This window comes from Polyangiaceae bacterium, from assembly GCA_015075635.1.
In the GTDB taxonomy this organism is placed as follows: domain Bacteria; phylum Myxococcota_A; class Polyangia; order Polyangiales; family Polyangiaceae; genus JADJKB01.
This window is the reverse complement of the sequence record JABTUA010000002.1, coordinates 1,366,542-1,383,937: the sequence shown is the minus strand read 5'-3', so window position 1 is coordinate 1,383,937 and position 17,396 is coordinate 1,366,542. Positions and strand designations below refer to the sequence as shown.

Sequence of the window (17,396 nt, the reverse complement as noted above, 5' to 3'; positions counted from 1 at the left end):
ATGAGCCCGGTGGTCTGGGGCATCGCGGGCTACGTCGCGCTGAACCTGGCTGTAGGCTTCTTCGCGTCCCGGCGCGTGGCGAGCGAAGAGGACTTCTTCGTCGCCGGCCGTCGGCTCGGCTACCCCATCGCCATCTTCAGCATCTTCGCCACCTGGTTCGGCGCGGAGACTTGCGTCGGCGCGGCTGGCTCGGTGCACGCGGGCGGGGTGTTCTCGAGCCCGGCGGACCCGTTCGGCTACTCGCTGTGCCTGCTGGTGATGGGCGTCTTCTTCGCGCGTCTGCTCTGGGCGCGGAAGATGACCACTCTCGGCGACCTGTTCCGCGAGCGCTTCTCGCCGCGCGTGGAGAAGCTGGCCGTGCTCCTCATGGTGCCGTCGAGCCTACTCTGGGGCGCCGCGCAGATCCGGGCCTTCGGTCAGGTGTTGAGCGTCGCGTCCGGCATCACCTCCGTCACGGCGATCACCATCGCTGCCGTGGTCGCCGTCGTGTACACCGGCTTCGGCGGTCTGCTCGCCGACGCCGCGACGGACTTCGTGCAGGGGGTCGTCCTGATCATCGGCCTCGTGATCTTGGGAGGCGTCGTCGTCTCGCACCTGGGCGGGGTCGGTCCGGCGCTCGCCGCCATCGAGCCGGGTCGCCTGTCGCCGTTTCCCAGTGAGCTGAGCGGGTGGAAGATCGCGGAATCCTGGGTCACGCCGGTGCTCGGGTCGGTGTTCGCGCAGGAGGTCGTCAGCCGCATCATCGCCTGCCGCTCTCCGCAGGTCGCGCGGCGCTCTACTCTCGCAGCCGCGGGAATCTACCTGTCAGTGGGCTCGATCCCGATCTTCATCGGCCTGCTCGGTCCGCAGCTGGCGCCGGGCCTGGCCGACCCGGAGCACCTCTTGCCGGTCGTCGCGCAGAAGCACCTCGCGACCGTGCTCTACGTGGTCTTCATCGGCGCGGTCGTGTCCGCCATCTTGTCCACGGTGGACAGCACCCTGCTCGTCGCGGCATCCCTGGTCGCCCACAACATTGCGGTACCGCTCTCGGGGAAGAGCAGCGAGGCCGCGAAGCTCGCCTTCGCGCGCGTCTCGCTGGTAGTCATGGGAGTCTGCACGTGGGCGCTCGCGCTGGGCGGACAGAGCGTCGCCGGCCTGGTCGAGGAGGCGTCGGCCTTCGGCGGCGCCGGGTTCTTCGTCGTGCTGGTGTTCGGGCTCCACACCCAGCTCGGCGGGCCGCGCACGGCGGCGTTGGGCTTGGTCAGCGGCGCCCTGAGCTACGTCACCGGCGAGCACGTCTTCCACGTTCAGGCGCCGTTCCTGCTCTCGCTCGCGGTCTCGGGCGGGGTCTACCTGTGCGGCGCCTGGGTCGGGCGAAAGCGCTGAGCTCGAACGTCCGGCAAGCCTCGCCGGACGCTTGGACCTGGCACGCCCCGGGGCCGGGCCCTACGCAGCCGGTCCCTCGACGGACGAGGGCAGACAGGGGAAAGCCGAATGAGCAAGAAGATCATCGCGGTCATCGGAGCTACGGGTGCGCAGGGCGGGAGCCTGGTGCGCGCCATCGTCAAGCGCGGGGACTTTGCGGCCCGTGCCATCACCCGCAAGGCCGACGGGGACAAAGCCCAAGAGCTCCGGAAGCTCGGGGCCGAGGTCGTCGCGGCGGACTTGGACGACGCGGCGAGCTTGGAAAAGGCGTTCGCGGGCGCGCACGGCGCGTTCACGGTGACCAGCTTCTGGGAGCACATGTCGCCCGAGAAGGAGCTGGCCCAGGCGAGGAACCTGGCGCAGGCGGCCAGCCGCGCCAAGGTCTCGCACGTGATCTGGTCCACCCTCGAGGACACGCGCAAGCTGGTGCCGCTCTCGGACTCGCGCATGCCGACGCTGAAGGAGAAGTACAAGGTCCCGCACTTCGACGCGAAGGGCGAGGCCGACCAGTACTTCCGCGACGCCGGCGTGCCGACCACGTTTCTGCTCACCTCGTTCTACTGGGACAACCTGATCTACTTCGGCATGGCTCCGAAGAAGGGCGACGACGGCAAGTACGGATTCGTCCTGCCGATGGGTGGCAAGAAGCTGCCCGGCATCGCCGCCGAGGACATCGGCAAGTGCGCCTACGGGGTGTTCAACAAGGGCAGTGAGCTCATCGGCAAATACGTCGGCATCGCCGGCGATCACTTGACCGGAGCGCAGATGGCCGCTGCCCTGGGCAAGGCCCTGGGCAAGGAGGTCGTGCACCGCGACGTGCCGCCGGAGGTCTACCGCACGTTCCCGTTCCCCGGCGCCGACGACCTCGGGAACATGTTCCAGTACAAGGCGGACTTCGAGAAGGAGTTCTGCGGGGCGCGGGACCTTGCCGCCTCGCGCGCGCTGAACCCGGAGCTCCAGACCTTCGCGGCCTGGCTCGAGCAGAACGCCTCGCGCATCCCGACCGAGTGACCCCGAATCCGGACGCCGTCCGGACCGATCGCCGCCCGGCTGCCAACTCCGAGTTGGCGGATCGGGGCGGCGGTTGGCGTTTTGTGGCCTTCTAACCCCACGAGATCCCTCGGACGGGATCTGGTCTCGGCCTTGCACCTACACCGGTGCATGACGCTCTGGGTGCGCTTCGGGACTTTGCTGGTGGCTCTCTTCGCGGTCGCTTGCCAGGCGGGGCCGGTCGGCAACGAGGAGCCCATCCTGGAGGTGCAGCAGGCGGTCAGCGCGCCCCTCGCCAAGGCCTACTGCTCGATCCCGGTGACCGGCGCCGGCACGAAGAACATGGAGGAGGACTACCTCCCCCACGTCATCCAGTGCGAGAACGGCGGCGCGAACCTCGAAGCCCTGAAGGCGCAGGCCATCTCTGCCCGCTCCGTCGCTTACTACGCGATGGCCACCAAGGGATCCATCTGCGACGGCCAAGGCTGCCAGGTCTACAGCTGCGGTGCGACGCCCAGCGCCAAGCACAAGCAAGCGGTGAAGGAGACCGCCGGCATGTACCTCTCCTTCGGCGGAATGCTCACCTACGGCTTCTACGTGAGCGGCGACAACAACACCTCCGCGCCGAGCTGCAAGGGCAGCTCGAGCCACGCGATGGAGAAGTACGTCACGTACAACCAGGGGCTGACCGGCACCAGCGTCAAGCAGACCTCTCTCGGCTACATCGGGCCGCCCGGCTACGGCCAGAACCGCGGCTGCATGAGCCAGTGGGGCGCGCGCTGCCTCGAGGCCAACAAGAGCTACGACTACAAGCAGATCCTCCAATTCTATTACGGCGCTGACATCAAGATCCTGACCGCCGCTGGCTCGTGCGTGGCCCCCGCCGACACGGACGGCGACGGCGTCACCGACGACAAGGACAACTGCCCGAGCGCCAAGAACGCGGCGCAGACCGACACCGACAAAGACGGCAAGGGCGACGCCTGCGACACCGACGACGACGGGGACGGCGTGGCGGACACGACGGACAACTGCCCGCTCGTGGCCAACAAGGCCCAGACCGACTCGGACAAGGACGGCAAGGGCGACGCCTGCGACACCGACGACGACGGCGACGGCGTGGCCGATGCCTCGGACAACTGCCCGAGCGCAGCCAACGCGAACCAGAGCGATCTGGACCAGGACGGCGAAGGCGACGCCTGCGACGCCGATGACGACGACGACGGCGTGAACGACACCGCCGACAACTGCCCGGCAGACGCGAACGCGGATCAGGCGGACGCGGACGACGACGGCGCGGGCGACGTCTGCGATGCGTCGAGCGGTACCGGCGGTGCCGGCGGGACGGGTACGGGCGGCTCGAGCGGCTCGAGCGGTTCCGGAGCGTCCGGCGGCTCGAGCGGCGGCGCTGGCTCGGGCGGCAGCGGCGGCTCCGGCACGGCCGGCGGCGGCCAGCAGACCAAGGTCATGGAGAGCGACGAGGCCAGCGGGTGCAGCACGAGCCCCGCGCCGCGCGGCCTCGGCTTCGGCGCGCTTGGCCTCTGCCTGGCGCTCGGCCTGCTCACTCGCCGGAGAGCCGCGCGATGAGCCGCTACGCCCTGCTCCTGCTCGGCACGCTCGCGCTCGGCGGCTGCGCCGTCGAGGTCGCACCCGACGAGCCCGACGGCCCCGAGCCCCACGAGGAGACCGCGACCGTCCAGAGCGCACTCAGCGTGTCGCAAGCGCTGTCGAGCGGCTGCTCCACCTCGGTGGTCGAGGGCCTCTCAAAGCAGATCATCGCGGAGATGAACTGCATCAACCCGAACGCGCTGAAGGCCGTGCCCTCGCGGCCGAACCTGATCAAGAACTACAGCCACGTGTTCATGTACATGCAGCCGGCGGCGGTGGACTCGCTAGTCAAGGCGCTGGACGCGAACCCGAGCAAGACCCTGCACATCAGCAGCATGCTGCGCACCTTGCCCCAGCAGTGGCTGCTCTATCACTGGTACAAGGCGGGGAAGTGCGGCATTCCGCTGGCCGCGACGCCGGGCAACTCGAACCACGAGGGCGGCACGGCCTTCGACACCGGCGACTACTCGACCTGGAAGACCGCGCTCACCGCCAAGAGCTTCCAGTGGTACGGCTCGAGCGACGTCTACCACTACACTTACGTCGGCGGTGGCACGGTCAACCTGAAGGGCAAGGACGTGCTCGCGTTCCAGAGGCTCTGGAACCTGAACCACCCGGAGGACAAGATCGCCGAGGACGGCGAGTTCGGCACGCAGACCGACACCCGCCTGGGCAAGAGCCCGACGGAGGGCTTCGCGAAGGGGCCGACCTGCTCCGAGCCCAAGGACACGGACGGCGACGGCGTCACGGACACCAAGGACAACTGCCCGGGAACGAAGAACGCTGGGCAGGAGGATCTGGACAAAGACGGCAAGGGAGACGCCTGCGACGACGATGACGACGGCGACGGCGTCGCGGACACGAAGGACAACTGTCCGAAGGACGACAACGCGGACCAGGCGGACTGTGATCAGGACGGCAAAGGCGACGCCTGCGATGCGAACAGCAACTGCGGCAGCGGCGGCGCGGCGGGTGCGGCTGGCGCAGCGGGTGCGGCCGGAGCGGCAGGCGCCGCGGGCGGAGGCGGCGCGGCGGGCGGAGCGGGGAGCGGCGGCGGGATCAGCGCGTCCGGCGGAAGCGCAGCCGGCGGCAGCGGCGGCAGCGGGCAGACCACCAAGACCTTCGCCGACAGCGGTGAAGAAGGCAGCTGCAGCGTGAGCGGTCCCGTTCGCCAGAGCGATCCGGCCTGGCTGTTGCTCGGCCTCGGCGTCGCGTTCGTGCGGCGGCGTTCGTGCACGAACGCGAAGTGAGCGCGCCGATGGACGCCGGTGCGTCCAACGCGGGCGTAGGAACGCGTTGCCGAGGCTGGTATCCTCCACGTTGAAAGAGGTGCATGCGTGAAGCCGATCCGATTCTTGTCGCTCGCGGTCGTTCCGGCGCTCTTCGGTCTGGCCTGCGCGGCAGGTGAAGATGCCGAGGAGGAAGGCGGCTACGGCGCCTCGAACGCCGGCGGCTACGGCGCGAGCTCGAGCGGTGGCTCATCCTATGGCGGTAGCTCCTACGGCGGTGCTGGCGGCAGCGCGACCGGAGGCGTCGGCAACACGGGTGGCAGCTCCGTCGGCGGCGGAGGCAGCGGCGGTTTGGCGGGGGCGGCGGGCGCAGCCGGCGCGTCGGGAGCTGGCGGCGCGAGCGGCGGCGCGGGTGGTTCGACCGGCGGCAGCGGTGGCGCGAGCGGCGGCAGCGGTGGCTCGACCGGCGGCAGCGGCGGCTCGACCGGCGGCAGCGGCGGGGTCTCCACCAACGACTGCTGCAAGGCGGCGACGACTCCAGGTTGTTCGACGAGCTCGATTCAGACCTGCGTCTGCGCGCAGGACAAGTTCTGCTGCAACACCGCGTGGGACTCGATGTGTGTGCAGGAGGTCAAGGAGTTCAACTGCGGCAATTGCGGCGGCACCGGAGGCACGGGCGGCACGGGCGGCAGCGGCGGCACGGGCGGCACGGGCGGTACGGGCGGTACGGGCGGCACGCCCGGCTGCACCGGCACCACCGCGTTCGAGTGCGGCAACACCGCGAACTACTGCTCGAACGGCACCTGCTACAAGTGCCTGGCGGGTCAGCAGAACTGCAACGGCATCGGCGGCTGCGAGTGCTCGGGGACCTGCAACGGCTCGAGCTGCACGACCTGCACCGACGCCGGCCCAGAGCCGAACAACACGGTGGCGACCGCCAGCTCGGCGTGTCCCACGGTGCTCTGCAACATCAACGACTGCAACTCGTCCGGCTCGTCGGTCTCCGGGGTGGTCCAGCCAGGCGGTGACGTGGACTTCTTCAAGTTCAAGGGTTGGGACGACCTGTGCATCGTCGATCCGACCGTCTCGACCAAGACGGCGGGCATCCAGGTCTGTGTGTTCGCGGCGTGCACCGACGGCTCGGCGGCGTACAAGAGCTGCAAGCAAGGCACGGTGGCCACGGAAGGCGCGATGACCGGCTGCTGCACGACCAGCACCACGACTCCGGCGCAGCTCGAGATCAACTGCCCCGGGATCTTCGACGACGCAAACGTCTACATCCGGGTCAAGGGCCAGACGACCAGCGCCTGCACGCCTTACGACGTGAGCTACCACTACTGATCGCCGCCCAATACGCGGGGCTCGGTCAGCGAGGTGATGCCTTCGGGCCGCAGCCCCTGCGGCCACGAGGACTCGGGGGCCCGGTCGGATCCGCGCAGTTGGCGCTGGAACGACCCTTGTAAGAGCTCGTTCGTGGTTCGACGACGCTTGGTCAATCGCTGCAAGCACGCTCGATGGGCTTGTCGGCCCGGGTCTCGGACACCAGGTCTCGAGTGAGGTGCGCGATGCCCGAGTGGGAGCCACCGGAGTCTTTCGATGGATTCGAGATCAAGGGGCAGCTGGGACGCGGCGGCATGGGACGCGTCTACCTCGCCTACGAGGTCTCGCTCGACCGTCCGGTGGCGCTCAAGCTCATCGCGGCCGACTCGCCGGACGAGTCGGCGCGCCTGCGCTTCTCTCGGGAGGCCCGCGCCATCGCGCGGCTCCAGCACCCGAACATCGTGGCCATCTATCGCATCGGCGAGGTCGAGGGGCGCCCGTACATCGCGTACGAATACGTGGACGGGGACAGCCTGGACCGCGTCGCGACGCCGCTCCCGTGGACGCGGGTGGCGGAGATCGGCCTCTCGGTGGCGCGTGGCCTCGGGCTGGCGCATCAGCGCGGAGTGCTGCATCGCGACGTGAAGCCTGCCAACGTGATCCTGGCGCGAGAAGGCTCGGTCAAGCTCGTCGACTTCGGCCTGGCCAAGCTCTTCGCCGAGCCGGTCTTCGAGACGGAGCCTCGGCGCACGCCCAGTTCTTGGGAGCAGGCCTTCGCGACCGCGGACACCGCCCGCATCGGCAGCGGCGTGCGCGCCGCCATGAACGACGGCAGCACCTGGCGGGGAGAGCACACCGGAGCCATGATCGGCACTCCGAACTACATCGCTCCGGAGGTGTGGATGGGGGAGCGTTCGTCCACGCGCACCGACGTCTACGCCTTGGGTCTGGTGGTCTACGAGCTGTGCACTGGGACGCAACCCTTCGCCGGGCTGAGCGGGCGAGCGTTGATCGAGCAGGTCACGCAGACGCCGCTCTCGCCACTCGCCAGCTTGCGGTCCGATCTGCCACGCTCGTTCGCCGCGGTGGTCGACAAGGCAACCGCCCGCGACCCTGCCGACCGGTACGCCGACGGTGCAGAGCTCGCGCGGGCGCTCGAGACCGTCGAGAGCGTATTGCGCGGCTTCCGTACGGTCGGGGACCGGACCCACGGCGGTGACGATGCGTCGATCGTCGCGGCTTCCCTGTCGCGGATCCAGGGCGACGCCGACGAGCTGATGGACGCCTTCTACGATCGCCTCTTCGCTCGCACGCCGGAGCTGCGGGCGCTGTTTCCGGCCTCGATGATCGACCAGAAGATGATGCTCGCTGCCGCGCTCCGCCTGGTGGTGGACCACCTCAGGAACCCGGCGAAATTGGTCCCGGTGCTGGAAGATCTGGGCTGGCGGCACGCTCGCTACGGCGCCAAACCCGAGCATCTTCGCCTGTTCGGCGAGGCGCTGCTCGAGACCGTTCGCCAGTTCGACCGGGTCGAGTGGAACGCCGCGATCGGCGCGGCCTGGAAGCGCGCGTTCGCGGCCATCGCCGAGGCGATGCTGAGGGGGATGGCGCTGCACGTCGAGAAGAAGCGCGCCTGAACGCTCAGCTGCGCCAGGCTGTGCCACCGACCGCTGGCATGAGGAGTGCTTTCGCAGCTCGCATGACAGCTCGGCTCGGACGCGTCGCCTGCGCCGCAGGGCTGCTGGCGGCGGTCGCGGTGGGCTGCGGTGGAAAGGTGCAGACGGCCGACGGCACCGGCGCCATCAGCCCCGGAGACCAGGCGGATGCCGCGGCCGGGCCTGCGCCTCCGCCGCTGGTCGATGCGGGTGCGCCCGCGCCTCTGGATGCCTCGCCTGGCGCGGATACGAGCGCTCCTCCGCTGCCTTTCCCCTACTGCGCGGCGCAGAGCGGTCAGTGCTCATCGGACGTCTACCCCGAAGGGGAGACCTGCGGCGAGTGCTCCTGTCGTTGCTGCGACTACGGTACCCTGGTCGAAGAGTGTCTGTCCTCGCCGGACTGCAAAGCTTACCTGACCTGCCTGCGCCTCTGCACCGACGCGAATTGCACGGCGAAGTGTGGCTTGCCCTGCGACACCGGAGCGGAGCCCGCCTGCTACTTGGCCGACTGTCACTCGTGGATCTGCAGCCACGCCTGCGGGAAGTACTAGTCCTACGGTCGCGACTCGCGCGAACGCCTACTCCGCGACGAACTCCACGCGCCGGTTCTTCGCCCGCACCGCGTCCGAAGTGCCCTTCTCGAGCGGCTTGTCCGGTCCGTAACCCTTGGCGCTGAGGCGGGAGGGCTTCACTCCCTTGCCGATCAGATAGCGACGCACGGACTCCGCGCGGGCCTGGCCGTGCACGTCGCCGTTCAGGCGAATCGGATCGAGGATCGCGCCGGCCTCCGCTGCGCTCTGGGGAGGCGTCAGGTTCTTCGGGGTCCAGGCGCTGCCGCTCCACTCCCAGAGCGAGATGCTCTGATTGCCCTTCACGCCCAGGCAGAACTCGTAGCCGCCGCCGGACGGGTCGCCGGTCAGCTTGGGGTCGATGTCCGTCGCGGCGGCGCTGCCTCCGGTGGACGCGCTCTTGTCGGAGTCGATGAACACGTAGGCGTTGATGTTGCCTCCGGGGGACGCGGCGTCCGACACGTAGACGCGCGCCCAGAAGCGCTGCGCGTCGGTGGAGGCGTAGGCCGTGCGAATGTCGATGGACATCTCCTGCTGCTTGAACGAGTCGAGGCCGTCACCGGCTAGATCCTCCGCGCCGTAGATCCAGCCCGGCTCGCCGGTCTTGTCGATGGCGAAGAGCTCGCCGAGCGCCGGTCCGGTTCGGCCCCCGGTCCAGGTCTGCGCCGTGGCGACCGAGGTGACGCTGGCGATCGAAAGCGCAGCCAACATGCCCAAGCGACTCGTGTGCCCCATGTGTCTCGATCACGGTACCACGCCGGTGGCGTTTCGCTGACGGCGCGCCAGGTGAGGACTAGAGGCAGCAAACAAACGCGGCGCATTTGGCGATGGCGACACCCCTGCGCCATGGTCTCCCGTGTACACTGCGTGCATGGTTGCGCGGTTCCCCTGGCTCGTTGCGTTCGCCGTCATAGCCTGCGGGTCGGACGACGGCGGCGAGAACGCCGCCAGCACTCCGGCGGGCAAGAGCTGCCATGCGCTCTGCGACAAGGAGCTCCAGCTCGCCACCGATTGCCCGAGCGACGCCCTCGGCAACTGCAAGGAGGCCTGCGACGGGCTCATTCCGCAGCTCGACTCGGCGTGCCGCGCGAAGGCCCAGGCGGCGTACGATTGCGTGGCAGCGAACACGACCAGCGCCGCCTGCAATGGCGGAAACCTGCCTCTTCCGGAGACACCCGACCAGTGCAAAGCGATGGTCAGCGAGTTCGTGCAGTGCGCGCCCTGAGCGCGTTTCACTTGCAGCAGGTCGCGCCGAAGTTCTTGGCGGAAGCAGGCATCACCTCTGCGTAGCTGCAGTCGGCGCTGACGCAACCCGGGCGCATCTGGGTAATCGAGCTGAGCAGGCCCAGGTTGGCCTGGTCGCTAGCGCCCGGCGCCCCCGCGTCGCAGCTGAAGCGGACATCGACCTTCTCCGCGGATCCGCTGGCGCAGGAGCTCCCGCAGACGCTCTCGTCGTCGCTGGGGCAGCTCGCCGCGCTCGAGCCGAGCGCGCGCACACAGCCTGCCAGCCAGCGCTGCGAGGTCGCCTTCTCGTTCGCCCCGCCCCGCGCCACATACTCCGCGTAGGTGCACAGGTGCCAGCCCGGGGAGCACAGCGTTTCGGCGTTGCACTGGTTCACGTTGCCGGCGCAGCCCACCATGATGGGCGAGTCCCCGTAGGCCTGCTCGACGCTGCCGTCGGCGCAGCCGCTGCTGCTGTTCGGGCCTCCCTCGTTGGTGGACGTGGACGAGCAGCCGCCAAACAACAGGATGCCGGCGGCGATGAGCACGGCGCGTGTCACTTCACGAACCCCACGTCGCACCCGAAGCGCACGTCCACGCTGCCGCCCGGGCCGGAGTTGACCTTGGCGCAGGCCGCCGGGCACAGGTGGCCAAGGCGTGCGCGAGCGGTGCGAGGACTAGAACGGGCCTCATGTCGCTCATGGTGCCAGAGCCGCGTGTGCGCTACGACCGTGCCGTGAGGCTCTGGCTCTCGGCAACCGCGCTCGGGCTCGCCTGCTCGGGCTCGCCCGCCGCGTCGGGTCCGCCGCTCTCCCCGCCGCCCGCGGCGAAGGTGCCGGCTCCGGCCCCGACTCCGGCCCCTTCGCCCGACCCGCCCCCACCCTCCGCTCCCACGGCCGAGGCGCCGCAACCACTGCCCGAGACGGCCTGCCGCCCACTCCGGCTCGCGAAGGCCTGCGTGTCCCAAGCGTCGCAGGACTGGCTCGACTCCGAGGCGCTCGCGAGCTGGTACCAGAGCCGAGGCACCAAGCCCCCGCAAGGGATCGAGCCCAGCTGTCGCGAGATCGTCCTGGGCTCGGGGTCGGAGGCCGCGCTCTGGTGCGAGCGCATCCAGCACGAATCCCGCGGCAAGCCCGGCACGCCGCTCCACACCTACCGCGTGCTCACGCTGCTCAGCGTGCGCGCCGTGCGGAGCAAGCGGGTCGAGGTGCTGCTCGAGGCGCCCCTCCGCTTCGACGTGCTCGACAAGGAAGACCTGGAGCAAGGCCCGGCGTTCGAGCTCGCCGTCGAGACGAGGTCACCGCTCACCGAGCTGGTGCTCGGCGAGCCTTCGGACGGCGCCTGCGACGAAGCGGAGGCCGAGCTGCGCCGGCGACGAGCCGCGAACGACCCTTCTCAGGTAGCGTGGGCCCGGCTCGACGAGGAGCTCCGCGCGCGACTGTGCCGGGCGATCGGCAAGTACGTGCTGAAGGGTGGACGCCTGCAGCGCGTCGCTCCGAAGACGACGGCGTCTTCGAGCTCGGGCCCCTGAGTCACTTGAAGGCCACGACCTTCATCGAGCTGATCTGGTCGTTCCACAGGCCGCCGCCCAGATCCACGAACGAGCCCGGCGGGAAATACTTCACGTCGCCCTTGTAGTTGACGTGCTGGTACACGTAGACGCCCACCTTGGGGCTGGCGGTCGTCATCAGGCGGCTGATGCGATCGTTCCAGTTCGCCCCCCAGCCCAGGTTGTTCGTGTACTTGGTCAGGTCCGGATAGTTGCCAGGACAGAAGAAGAACTTCCCTCCGCAGCAGCTCGAGTGCTCGTAGACCGTGAGCTGGCCGTTCGAGCAGTGGAGCGTGGTGGCGCAGCTGCAGAGCGCCTCCGCGCTCTCGCTCACGGGCTCCTCGGTCTCCTCCTCCGATGCCTCGGCCTCGCCAAAAGCGGCGGGCTCGTCCTGCCCATCCTCGAGCAGGACGGCGTCCTCGGGCGCCATCTCGGCGGTGCAGCCGGCGGCGACGAGACAGACGAGGAGCGATGCGACGGGGAACGTGGCCTTCATGACTGGGGTCCTTTCGGGCCGCGATTCGGCGGCCTCGATGTCCCTTTGCCCACCCCGGCAGATTCCTTTGGGCGCCATCGAAGAAAGTGAGATAAATCGCGCTCCATGAGCGAAGGCCCCACACGCGCCCGGCCGCTCCCCACGGTGGTTCGCTACGCCAAGGTGCGGGTGAGCGTGACGCGTGGGCCCAACACGGGGCTCTATTTCGAGAGCGCCGGCACGCCGGTCCGCATCGGCACCTCGACCGAGAACGACCTGGTGCTCACCGACGACACGGTCTCTCGCCGGCACGCCGAGCTCCAGCCCACGCCGCTCGGCATGCGTGTGCGCGACGTGGAGAGCACCAACGGCATCGTGCTCGGCGGCGTTCGGCTCAAGGACGGCTTCGTCACCGGCGACTTCCAGATCGCCCTGGGCGAGACCTGGCTCGCGGTGCAGTGGTTGGGCGAGACGGTCGATCGCGAGCAGGTTCAGACCGACCGCTTCGGCGACGTGCTCGGCCGCGCGCCGCGCATGCGCGAGCTGTTCGCCGATCTGGAGCGCATCGCGCCGAGCGAGGTCAGCCTGCTCATCGAGGGCGAGACCGGCACCGGCAAGGACTTGATCGCCGAGAGCGTCCACGCGCAGAGCCAGCGCGCGGGCGGGCCGTTCGCGGTGTTCGACTGCGGCGCGGTGGCGCCCACGATGGTGGAGAGCGAGCTGTTCGGCCACGAGCGCGGCGCATTCACCGGCGCGCACGCCACCCACACCGGGGTGTTCGAGCAGGCCAGCGGCGGCACGTTGTTCATCGACGAGATCGGCGAGCTCCCGCTGGAGCTCCAGCCCAAGCTCCTGCGCGCGCTGGAGAAGCGCGAGATCCGTCGCATCGGCGGGCGCCAGACCATCGCCGTGGACGTGCGCATCATCGCGGCGACCAACCGCAACCTGCGTTTCGAGACCCAGCAAGGCCGCTTCCGCCAAGATCTCTACTTCCGCCTCGCGACCACCCACGTGGCCGTGCCGCCGCTGCGCGACCGCATGGAGGATCTGGAGCTCTTGGTCGAATACTTCCTGGGTCTGGAGCGGCCACCGCGGCACCTGAGCGACGTGCCGGTTCACGTCTGGGAGATGTTCCAGAACCACCGCTGGCCGGGCAACGTCCGGGAGCTGCGCAACGCCGTGCAGCGCCTCACAGTCACGCCGGACCGCCCCCTGCACCACGACCACGTCGAGACCGCTTCGAGCCCGAGCGCCAGCAGCCCGGCGCAGAGCTGGCTCAGGGACGGCTCGGTGGTGCCGTTGCGCATCGCCCGGCGTGAGGCCGGCGACGACTTCGAGCGGGCCTACCTCGAATTCGTGCTCCAGCGCTCGGGCGGGAACGTGACGCGCGGCGCGGCGCTGGCCGAGGTTTCCCGTCAGATGATGCAGAAGCTCATGCGCAAGCACGGCATGGGCGAGGGCCGCTGAACGGGCGCTCGGGCGGTACCCCGGAGAAAATCTGGGATAATGCCCGGGCATGACCCAGGCCGCGCCCGAGCTCGACCTCACCGTGCTCGGCGAGATCGCCAGCGGTGGCATGGGCGCCGTGGAGCTGGCACGCCTGACGGATCCGGACGGCGAGCGCTTCGTCGCGGTCAAGCGCATGCACCCCGAATACTCCCGGGACCAGGAGTTCGTGCGCATGTTCCGCGACGAGATCTGGCTCACCGGCTCGCTCTGTCACCCCAACGTGGTCGGCCTGGTGGGCTTCGGCGAGGACGACGACGGTCCGTACCTGGTGATGGAGTACGTGGACGGCGTGGCCCTGGCGCGCATCGCGCTGGAGGGCCGGCGCGCCGGCGAGCCGATGCCCGCGGAGCTGGTCGCCTTCGTCTGCGCTCGAGCCGCCGAGGGTCTGCACGCCGCTCACGCGCTCACGGACGAGAGCGGCCGCTCCCTCGACATCGTCCACCGCGACGTGACGCCCAGCAACATCCTGGTCGGCTTCGACGGCAGCGTGAAGATCACCGATTTCGGCATCGCCAAAGCGACCGGAAAGAGCTCGCACACGCGCACCGGGATCATCAAGGGCAAGATCGCGTACATGTCGCCGGAGTACGCGGCGCGAAAGCCCGTGGACGGACGCGCGGACCTGTATTCGCTCGGCATCGTCTTGTTCGAGCTCCTGGCGGGCAAGGTCCCCTTCGACGCCAAGGGCGACCTCGAGCTCCTGAAGCTCGTCGCTTACGCCAGTCCTCCGACGCTCGCGTCGGCGGTACCGGACATCGACCCCGAGCTCGCTGGCATCGTGGACGGCCTGCTGGCGAAGAGCCCGGCCGATCGGCCGCCGACCGGCGTGGAGCTCGCGCGGAAGCTCGACGCCTGGCTCGCCGCGCGTGGCAAGCAGCGCGAGGACCTCGAAGCAGCGCTCGTCGCTTATGCCCGGCGCCACGCCGGCACCGCCCACAAGAAGCTCGCGCGAATGTTGGAGGAAGACGCGAGCACGGTGCCGGGCGACTCGGATGCGCCAAAGCGTCCGCGCTTCGAGACACGGACCCTCCTGTTGTTCAAGCGCCCGAGCCGCCGCGAGCCCGAGCCGCGAGAGGAGCCGGACGAAGCGCGCCCGCGCACGCGCCGCGTCGCCGTCTCGGGCTACCCGCCCCCGCCGTCGGAGCCCGTGGCGGCCCCGGCGAGCCTCCCGACGCCGATGGAGGCAGCGCTCGAACCGGTGGCGAGGCTCTCGCAGCCTCCGCCCTTGACCACCGCGCGCGCACGCCACTCGTCGGCGGTCGTGGGCGGCGTCATCGCCGGAAGCCTCGCGGCGCTCCTCTTGGTGGTGCTCTCGGTGCTGGCCACCGGGAAGAGGCGCGTCGAGCCCGCGAGCGCGAGCCAGCCCGCGCCGATTCGCCCCGCGACGGTCGCCCCCGTGCCGCTTCCGGAGCCGCCGCTCCCGGAGCCGCTCTTGTCGGCCGAATCGCTGCCCCTGGAACCCGAGCTCGCTGCGACGGCGAGCACCTCCAAGCCAAAACCGCTGCCGGGAGCTGGCAAGCCGAAGCCGTCAGCCGCTAAAGTTCCGGTGACCAGCAAAGGGACCAAGCCCTGTACGCCCGACAGCTTCGACTACCCGGGGTGCCTCAAGCGCTGACGGCGCTCGCGTGCCTGGTGAGCGCGCTGCCGGTGCGGGCCGAGGTGCCGGCGTGCCCCACCGACACCGGCAACCCCCGCGAGATGGAGAAGAAAGGGCGCGCGCTGTTCGAAGAGGCGCTCCGCCGCGAGGCGGCCGATCCCCGCGGGGCGCTGGAAATCCTGAGCTGCGTGCAGCGCATCGCCGACAAACCCGCGGTCTCGCTGCGCGTGGGCATGATCGCCGAGCGCGTCGGCAACAAGCGCCTCGCGGCCGAGTCGTTCGAGCGATACCTGGCCCTTGCCGGCGACGCAGCGCCGGATCGCGCGGAGCTCAGCGCGCACATCGAGAAGCTCCGGGGCGAGCTCGGCGCGCCGCCTCCTGGGCCCGCGCCCGAGCCGGAGCCGAGCCCCGCGCCGCCGCCACCGGTGCCGAAGGACGCGCCGTCGCCCACCGTGGGGTACGTCACCATCGCGGTCGGTGGCGCGCTGGCCCTCGGCGGCGGTCTGTTGTTGCTCTCGGCGAAGTCGAGGAACGACGACGTGCACGCGATCGAGCCCGGGACGACCTACTGGAACAGTCCTGAAGCCAAGGGCGAGCTCGACGCCGCCAAGCGCGAGCAGACCCTGGGCATCGTGGGGATCGCAGCCGGCGCGCTGGCCACGGGGATCGGTTTGTGGCTGGTGCTGGACAGGAAGAGCGGCGTCGCGGCCACGGCGCAGGTGGGCCCGCGCTCCTCGTCGGCAGCGCTTCGGGTCCGCTTCTAGTGACGAACCTGGTCCTGGTCGTCGTGTGCCTGCTCGCCGGGGTGCTCGCGCGGCAGAGCGGCCGCCTGCCCGAGGCCACTCCAGTGGTCGCGACGCGGGTGGTCATCCACATCGCGCTGCCCGCGCTGACCCTCGTCACCATCCACGGGCTCCGGCTGGCGTCCGAGCAATGGCTCGAGCTCGGCATCGCCCTTGCCACGCCGCTCTTGATCTTCTTGGTCGCGCTCGTGGTCCTCCTCGGAGCCGGTCGGGCGCTCGGCTGGCCGCGCGAGATCACTGCGTGCCTGCTCTTGACGACGGGGCTCGCCAACACCTCGTTCGTGGGCTTTCCGCTGATCGAGGCGCTCTATGGTCGCGAGGGCCTCGCCCGCGCCGTCCTGGTCGATCAGGGTCAGTTCCTGGTGCTCACCACCCTCGGCATGGTCGCTGCCAGCGCCGGGCGCGGCGAGGGGCGCCCGAGCCTCCGCGCGCTCGGGCGGCAGCTGCTGCTCTTTCCGCCGTTCCTGGCCTTCGTGCTGGCCATCGCGCTGCGACCGGTCGCGCTGCCCAGCCTGGTCAGCAGCGTGCTCGACAAGCTCGCCCTCCTGGTGGTGCCGCTGGCGCTCTTCGCCGTGGGTTGGCAGCTGCGTGTGGATCGGCAGGGCCTCGCCGAGCACGCGCGCCCGCTGGCGATTGGCCTCTCGGTGCGGCTGGTGCTCGCGCCTCTGGTCGTGTACCTGATCGTGCAGCGCGCCCTCGGCGTGACGGGGCTGGTCGGAGATGTGGCCGTCGCGGAGGCCGCGATGGCGCCGATGATCACCGGGGCGCTGCTCGCGATGGAGTCGGGCCTCGCGCCCCGACTCGCCACCGCGATGGTGGGCGTCGGAGTGCCGCTCTCGCTCTTCACCGTGCCGGCGTGGGCTTGGCTGCTCAGGTAGCTGGCGACTGCTCTTGCCATCCGCCGAGGACGTTCCTACGTCTCGTGCGTGACGATCTTGCGCAGCGCGCGCCTGGTGCTCCGCCCGGTCGAAGCGGCGGACTTGCCCAGGCTCCTCGCGATCTTGCGCGAGCCCGAGGTGGCCGCGCACTGGAGCGAGCCGGACGACGAGTTCGACGGACGCGAGCTCCTGGCGGGCGACCCGCTTCCGGGAACGGAGCGGGTCAACACGTTCGTGATCGAGCGCGGCGGCGAAGTCGTCGGGTGGATCGCGGGCTGGGAGAACCTCCATCGCGACTACCGCCACGCGGGCATCGACCTCTTCCTGACGTCGTCCGCGCAGGGTACGGGGCTGGGGCCGGAGGCGATCGAGCTCTTGTGCCGCTACCTGTTCGAGGTGTGCGGGCACCACCGCATCACCATCGATCCCGCGGCGGACAACCTGAGGGCCATCCGGGCCTACGAGAAGGTCGGGTTCCGGCGCGTGGGCGTGATGCGCGACTACGAGCGCGGCGCGGACGGGCGATACCACGACGGCATGCTCCTCGACCTGTTGCCGGCAGACCTGGCAAGGACGGCCTGAGGGGCTG

Annotated in this window: 17 protein-coding genes; 14 read left to right on the top strand and 3 right to left on the bottom strand. The window is 69.9% G+C overall.

Going from position 1 to position 17,396, the window contains the following annotated elements; all coding sequences use genetic code 11:
• From HS104_22500 to HS104_22470, 7 genes are all read left to right on the top strand, one after another.
• Nucleotides 1-1,365, top strand: a complete 1,365-nt coding sequence (locus tag HS104_22500; GenBank protein ID MBE7482734.1) for a sodium:solute symporter family protein — start codon at nt 1-3, stop codon at nt 1,363-1,365.
• Between the two features lie 108 nt (nt 1,366-1,473).
• The gene (locus tag HS104_22495) at nt 1,474-2,415 is read left to right on the top strand and encodes an NmrA/HSCARG family protein (protein ID MBE7482733.1); all 942 of its coding nucleotides are present in this window, start codon (nt 1,474-1,476) and stop codon (nt 2,413-2,415) included.
• A gap of 150 nt (nt 2,416-2,565) precedes the next feature.
• Nucleotides 2,566-3,981, top strand: coding sequence for a thrombospondin type 3 repeat-containing protein (locus HS104_22490; GenBank protein ID MBE7482732.1), 1,416 nt, complete (start codon nt 2,566-2,568; stop codon nt 3,979-3,981).
• Entirely contained in the window at nt 3,978-5,252 is a 1,275-nt protein-coding gene (locus tag HS104_22485; GenBank protein MBE7482731.1) for a thrombospondin type 3 repeat-containing protein, read from the top strand. Before HS104_22490 ends, HS104_22485 begins: the two co-directional genes overlap by 4 nt.
• A gap of 87 nt (nt 5,253-5,339) precedes the next feature.
• Entirely contained in the window at nt 5,340-6,572 is a 1,233-nt protein-coding gene (locus tag HS104_22480) for a hypothetical protein (protein MBE7482730.1), read from the top strand.
• A gap of 224 nt (nt 6,573-6,796) precedes the next feature.
• Nucleotides 6,797-8,188, top strand: coding sequence for a protein kinase (locus HS104_22475; protein MBE7482729.1), 1,392 nt, complete (start codon nt 6,797-6,799; stop codon nt 8,186-8,188).
• Between the two features lie 62 nt (nt 8,189-8,250).
• Nucleotides 8,251-8,757: a hypothetical protein gene (locus HS104_22470; protein ID MBE7482728.1), complete on the top strand. Its 507-nt coding sequence runs from the start codon at nt 8,251-8,253 to the stop codon at nt 8,755-8,757.
• A 27-nt stretch (nt 8,758-8,784) separates the two neighbouring features.
• Here the strand turns inward: HS104_22470 and HS104_22465 are convergent, their stop codons facing one another.
• Nucleotides 8,785-9,510 (bottom strand): OmpA family protein, encoded by a 726-nt coding sequence (locus tag HS104_22465; protein MBE7482727.1) that lies wholly within the window; start codon nt 9,508-9,510, stop codon nt 8,785-8,787.
• Between the two features lie 136 nt (nt 9,511-9,646).
• Here HS104_22465 and HS104_22460 point away from each other — a divergent pair, with 136 nt between their 5' ends.
• Nucleotides 9,647-10,000 (top strand): hypothetical protein, encoded by a 354-nt coding sequence (locus HS104_22460; GenBank protein ID MBE7482726.1) that lies wholly within the window; start codon nt 9,647-9,649, stop codon nt 9,998-10,000.
• A gap of 7 nt (nt 10,001-10,007) precedes the next feature.
• On the opposite strand, the gene HS104_22455 is transcribed toward HS104_22460, so the two are convergent.
• Nucleotides 10,008-10,556 (bottom strand): hypothetical protein, encoded by a 549-nt coding sequence (locus tag HS104_22455; GenBank protein MBE7482725.1) that lies wholly within the window; start codon nt 10,554-10,556, stop codon nt 10,008-10,010.
• Between the two features lie 131 nt (nt 10,557-10,687).
• Between HS104_22455 and HS104_22450 the strand changes: the two genes are divergently transcribed.
• Nucleotides 10,688-11,527 (top strand): hypothetical protein, encoded by an 840-nt coding sequence (locus tag HS104_22450; protein ID MBE7482724.1) that lies wholly within the window; start codon nt 10,688-10,690, stop codon nt 11,525-11,527.
• A 1-nt stretch (nt 11,528) separates the two neighbouring features.
• Here HS104_22450 and HS104_22445 read toward each other — a convergent pair whose 3' ends face one another.
• The gene (locus HS104_22445) at nt 11,529-12,041 is read right to left on the bottom strand and encodes a hypothetical protein (protein ID MBE7482723.1); all 513 of its coding nucleotides are present in this window, start codon (nt 12,039-12,041) and stop codon (nt 11,529-11,531) included.
• Nucleotides 12,042-12,146: 105 nt separating this feature from the next.
• Between HS104_22445 and HS104_22440 the strand changes: the two genes are divergently transcribed.
• Genes HS104_22440 through HS104_22420 form a run of 5 tightly spaced genes read left to right on the top strand, consistent with a single transcriptional unit; the run spans nt 12,147 to nt 17,389 of the window.
• Nucleotides 12,147-13,487, top strand: a complete 1,341-nt coding sequence (locus HS104_22440) for a sigma 54-dependent Fis family transcriptional regulator (GenBank protein MBE7482722.1) — start codon at nt 12,147-12,149, stop codon at nt 13,485-13,487.
• 49 nt (nt 13,488-13,536) lie between these two features.
• Complete coding sequence (locus HS104_22435) at nt 13,537-15,144, top strand: protein kinase (GenBank protein MBE7482721.1); 1,608 nt, start codon at nt 13,537-13,539, stop codon at nt 15,142-15,144.
• Entirely contained in the window at nt 15,129-15,890 is a 762-nt protein-coding gene (locus HS104_22430; GenBank protein MBE7482720.1) for a hypothetical protein, read from the top strand. The genes HS104_22435 and HS104_22430 overlap by 16 nt, the downstream gene beginning before the upstream one ends.
• Nucleotides 15,890-16,807 (top strand): AEC family transporter, encoded by a 918-nt coding sequence (locus HS104_22425; GenBank protein MBE7482719.1) that lies wholly within the window; start codon nt 15,890-15,892, stop codon nt 16,805-16,807. Before HS104_22430 ends, HS104_22425 begins: the two co-directional genes overlap by 1 nt.
• 48 nt (nt 16,808-16,855) lie before the next feature.
• Entirely contained in the window at nt 16,856-17,389 is a 534-nt protein-coding gene (locus tag HS104_22420; GenBank protein ID MBE7482718.1) for a GNAT family N-acetyltransferase, read from the top strand.
• Nucleotides 17,390-17,396: the final 7 nt, after the last annotated feature.

Bases quoted from the DNA above. Each gene is read 5' to 3' on its own strand.
- HS104_22485 (MBE7482731.1), top strand. From the start codon at position 3,978: ATGAGCCGCTACGCCCTGCTCCTGCTCGGCACGCTCGCGCTCGGCGGC.
- HS104_22445 (MBE7482723.1), bottom strand. From the start codon at position 12,041: ATGAAGGCCACGTTCCCCGTCGCATCGCTCCTCGTCTGTCTCGTCGCC.
- HS104_22440 (MBE7482722.1), top strand. From the start codon at position 12,147: ATGAGCGAAGGCCCCACACGCGCCCGGCCGCTCCCCACGGTGGTTCGC.
- HS104_22495 (MBE7482733.1), top strand. From the start codon at position 1,474: ATGAGCAAGAAGATCATCGCGGTCATCGGAGCTACGGGTGCGCAGGGC.
- HS104_22460 (MBE7482726.1), top strand. From the start codon at position 9,647: ATGGTTGCGCGGTTCCCCTGGCTCGTTGCGTTCGCCGTCATAGCCTGC.
- HS104_22490 (MBE7482732.1), top strand. From the start codon at position 2,566: ATGACGCTCTGGGTGCGCTTCGGGACTTTGCTGGTGGCTCTCTTCGCG.
- HS104_22450 (MBE7482724.1), top strand. From the start codon at position 10,688: ATGTCGCTCATGGTGCCAGAGCCGCGTGTGCGCTACGACCGTGCCGTG.
- HS104_22465 (MBE7482727.1), bottom strand. From the start codon at position 9,510: ATGGGGCACACGAGTCGCTTGGGCATGTTGGCTGCGCTTTCGATCGCC.
- HS104_22475 (MBE7482729.1), top strand. From the start codon at position 6,797: ATGCCCGAGTGGGAGCCACCGGAGTCTTTCGATGGATTCGAGATCAAG.
- HS104_22500 (MBE7482734.1), top strand. From the start codon at position 1: ATGAGCCCGGTGGTCTGGGGCATCGCGGGCTACGTCGCGCTGAACCTG.
- HS104_22470 (MBE7482728.1), top strand. From the start codon at position 8,251: ATGACAGCTCGGCTCGGACGCGTCGCCTGCGCCGCAGGGCTGCTGGCG.
- HS104_22435 (MBE7482721.1), top strand. From the start codon at position 13,537: ATGACCCAGGCCGCGCCCGAGCTCGACCTCACCGTGCTCGGCGAGATC.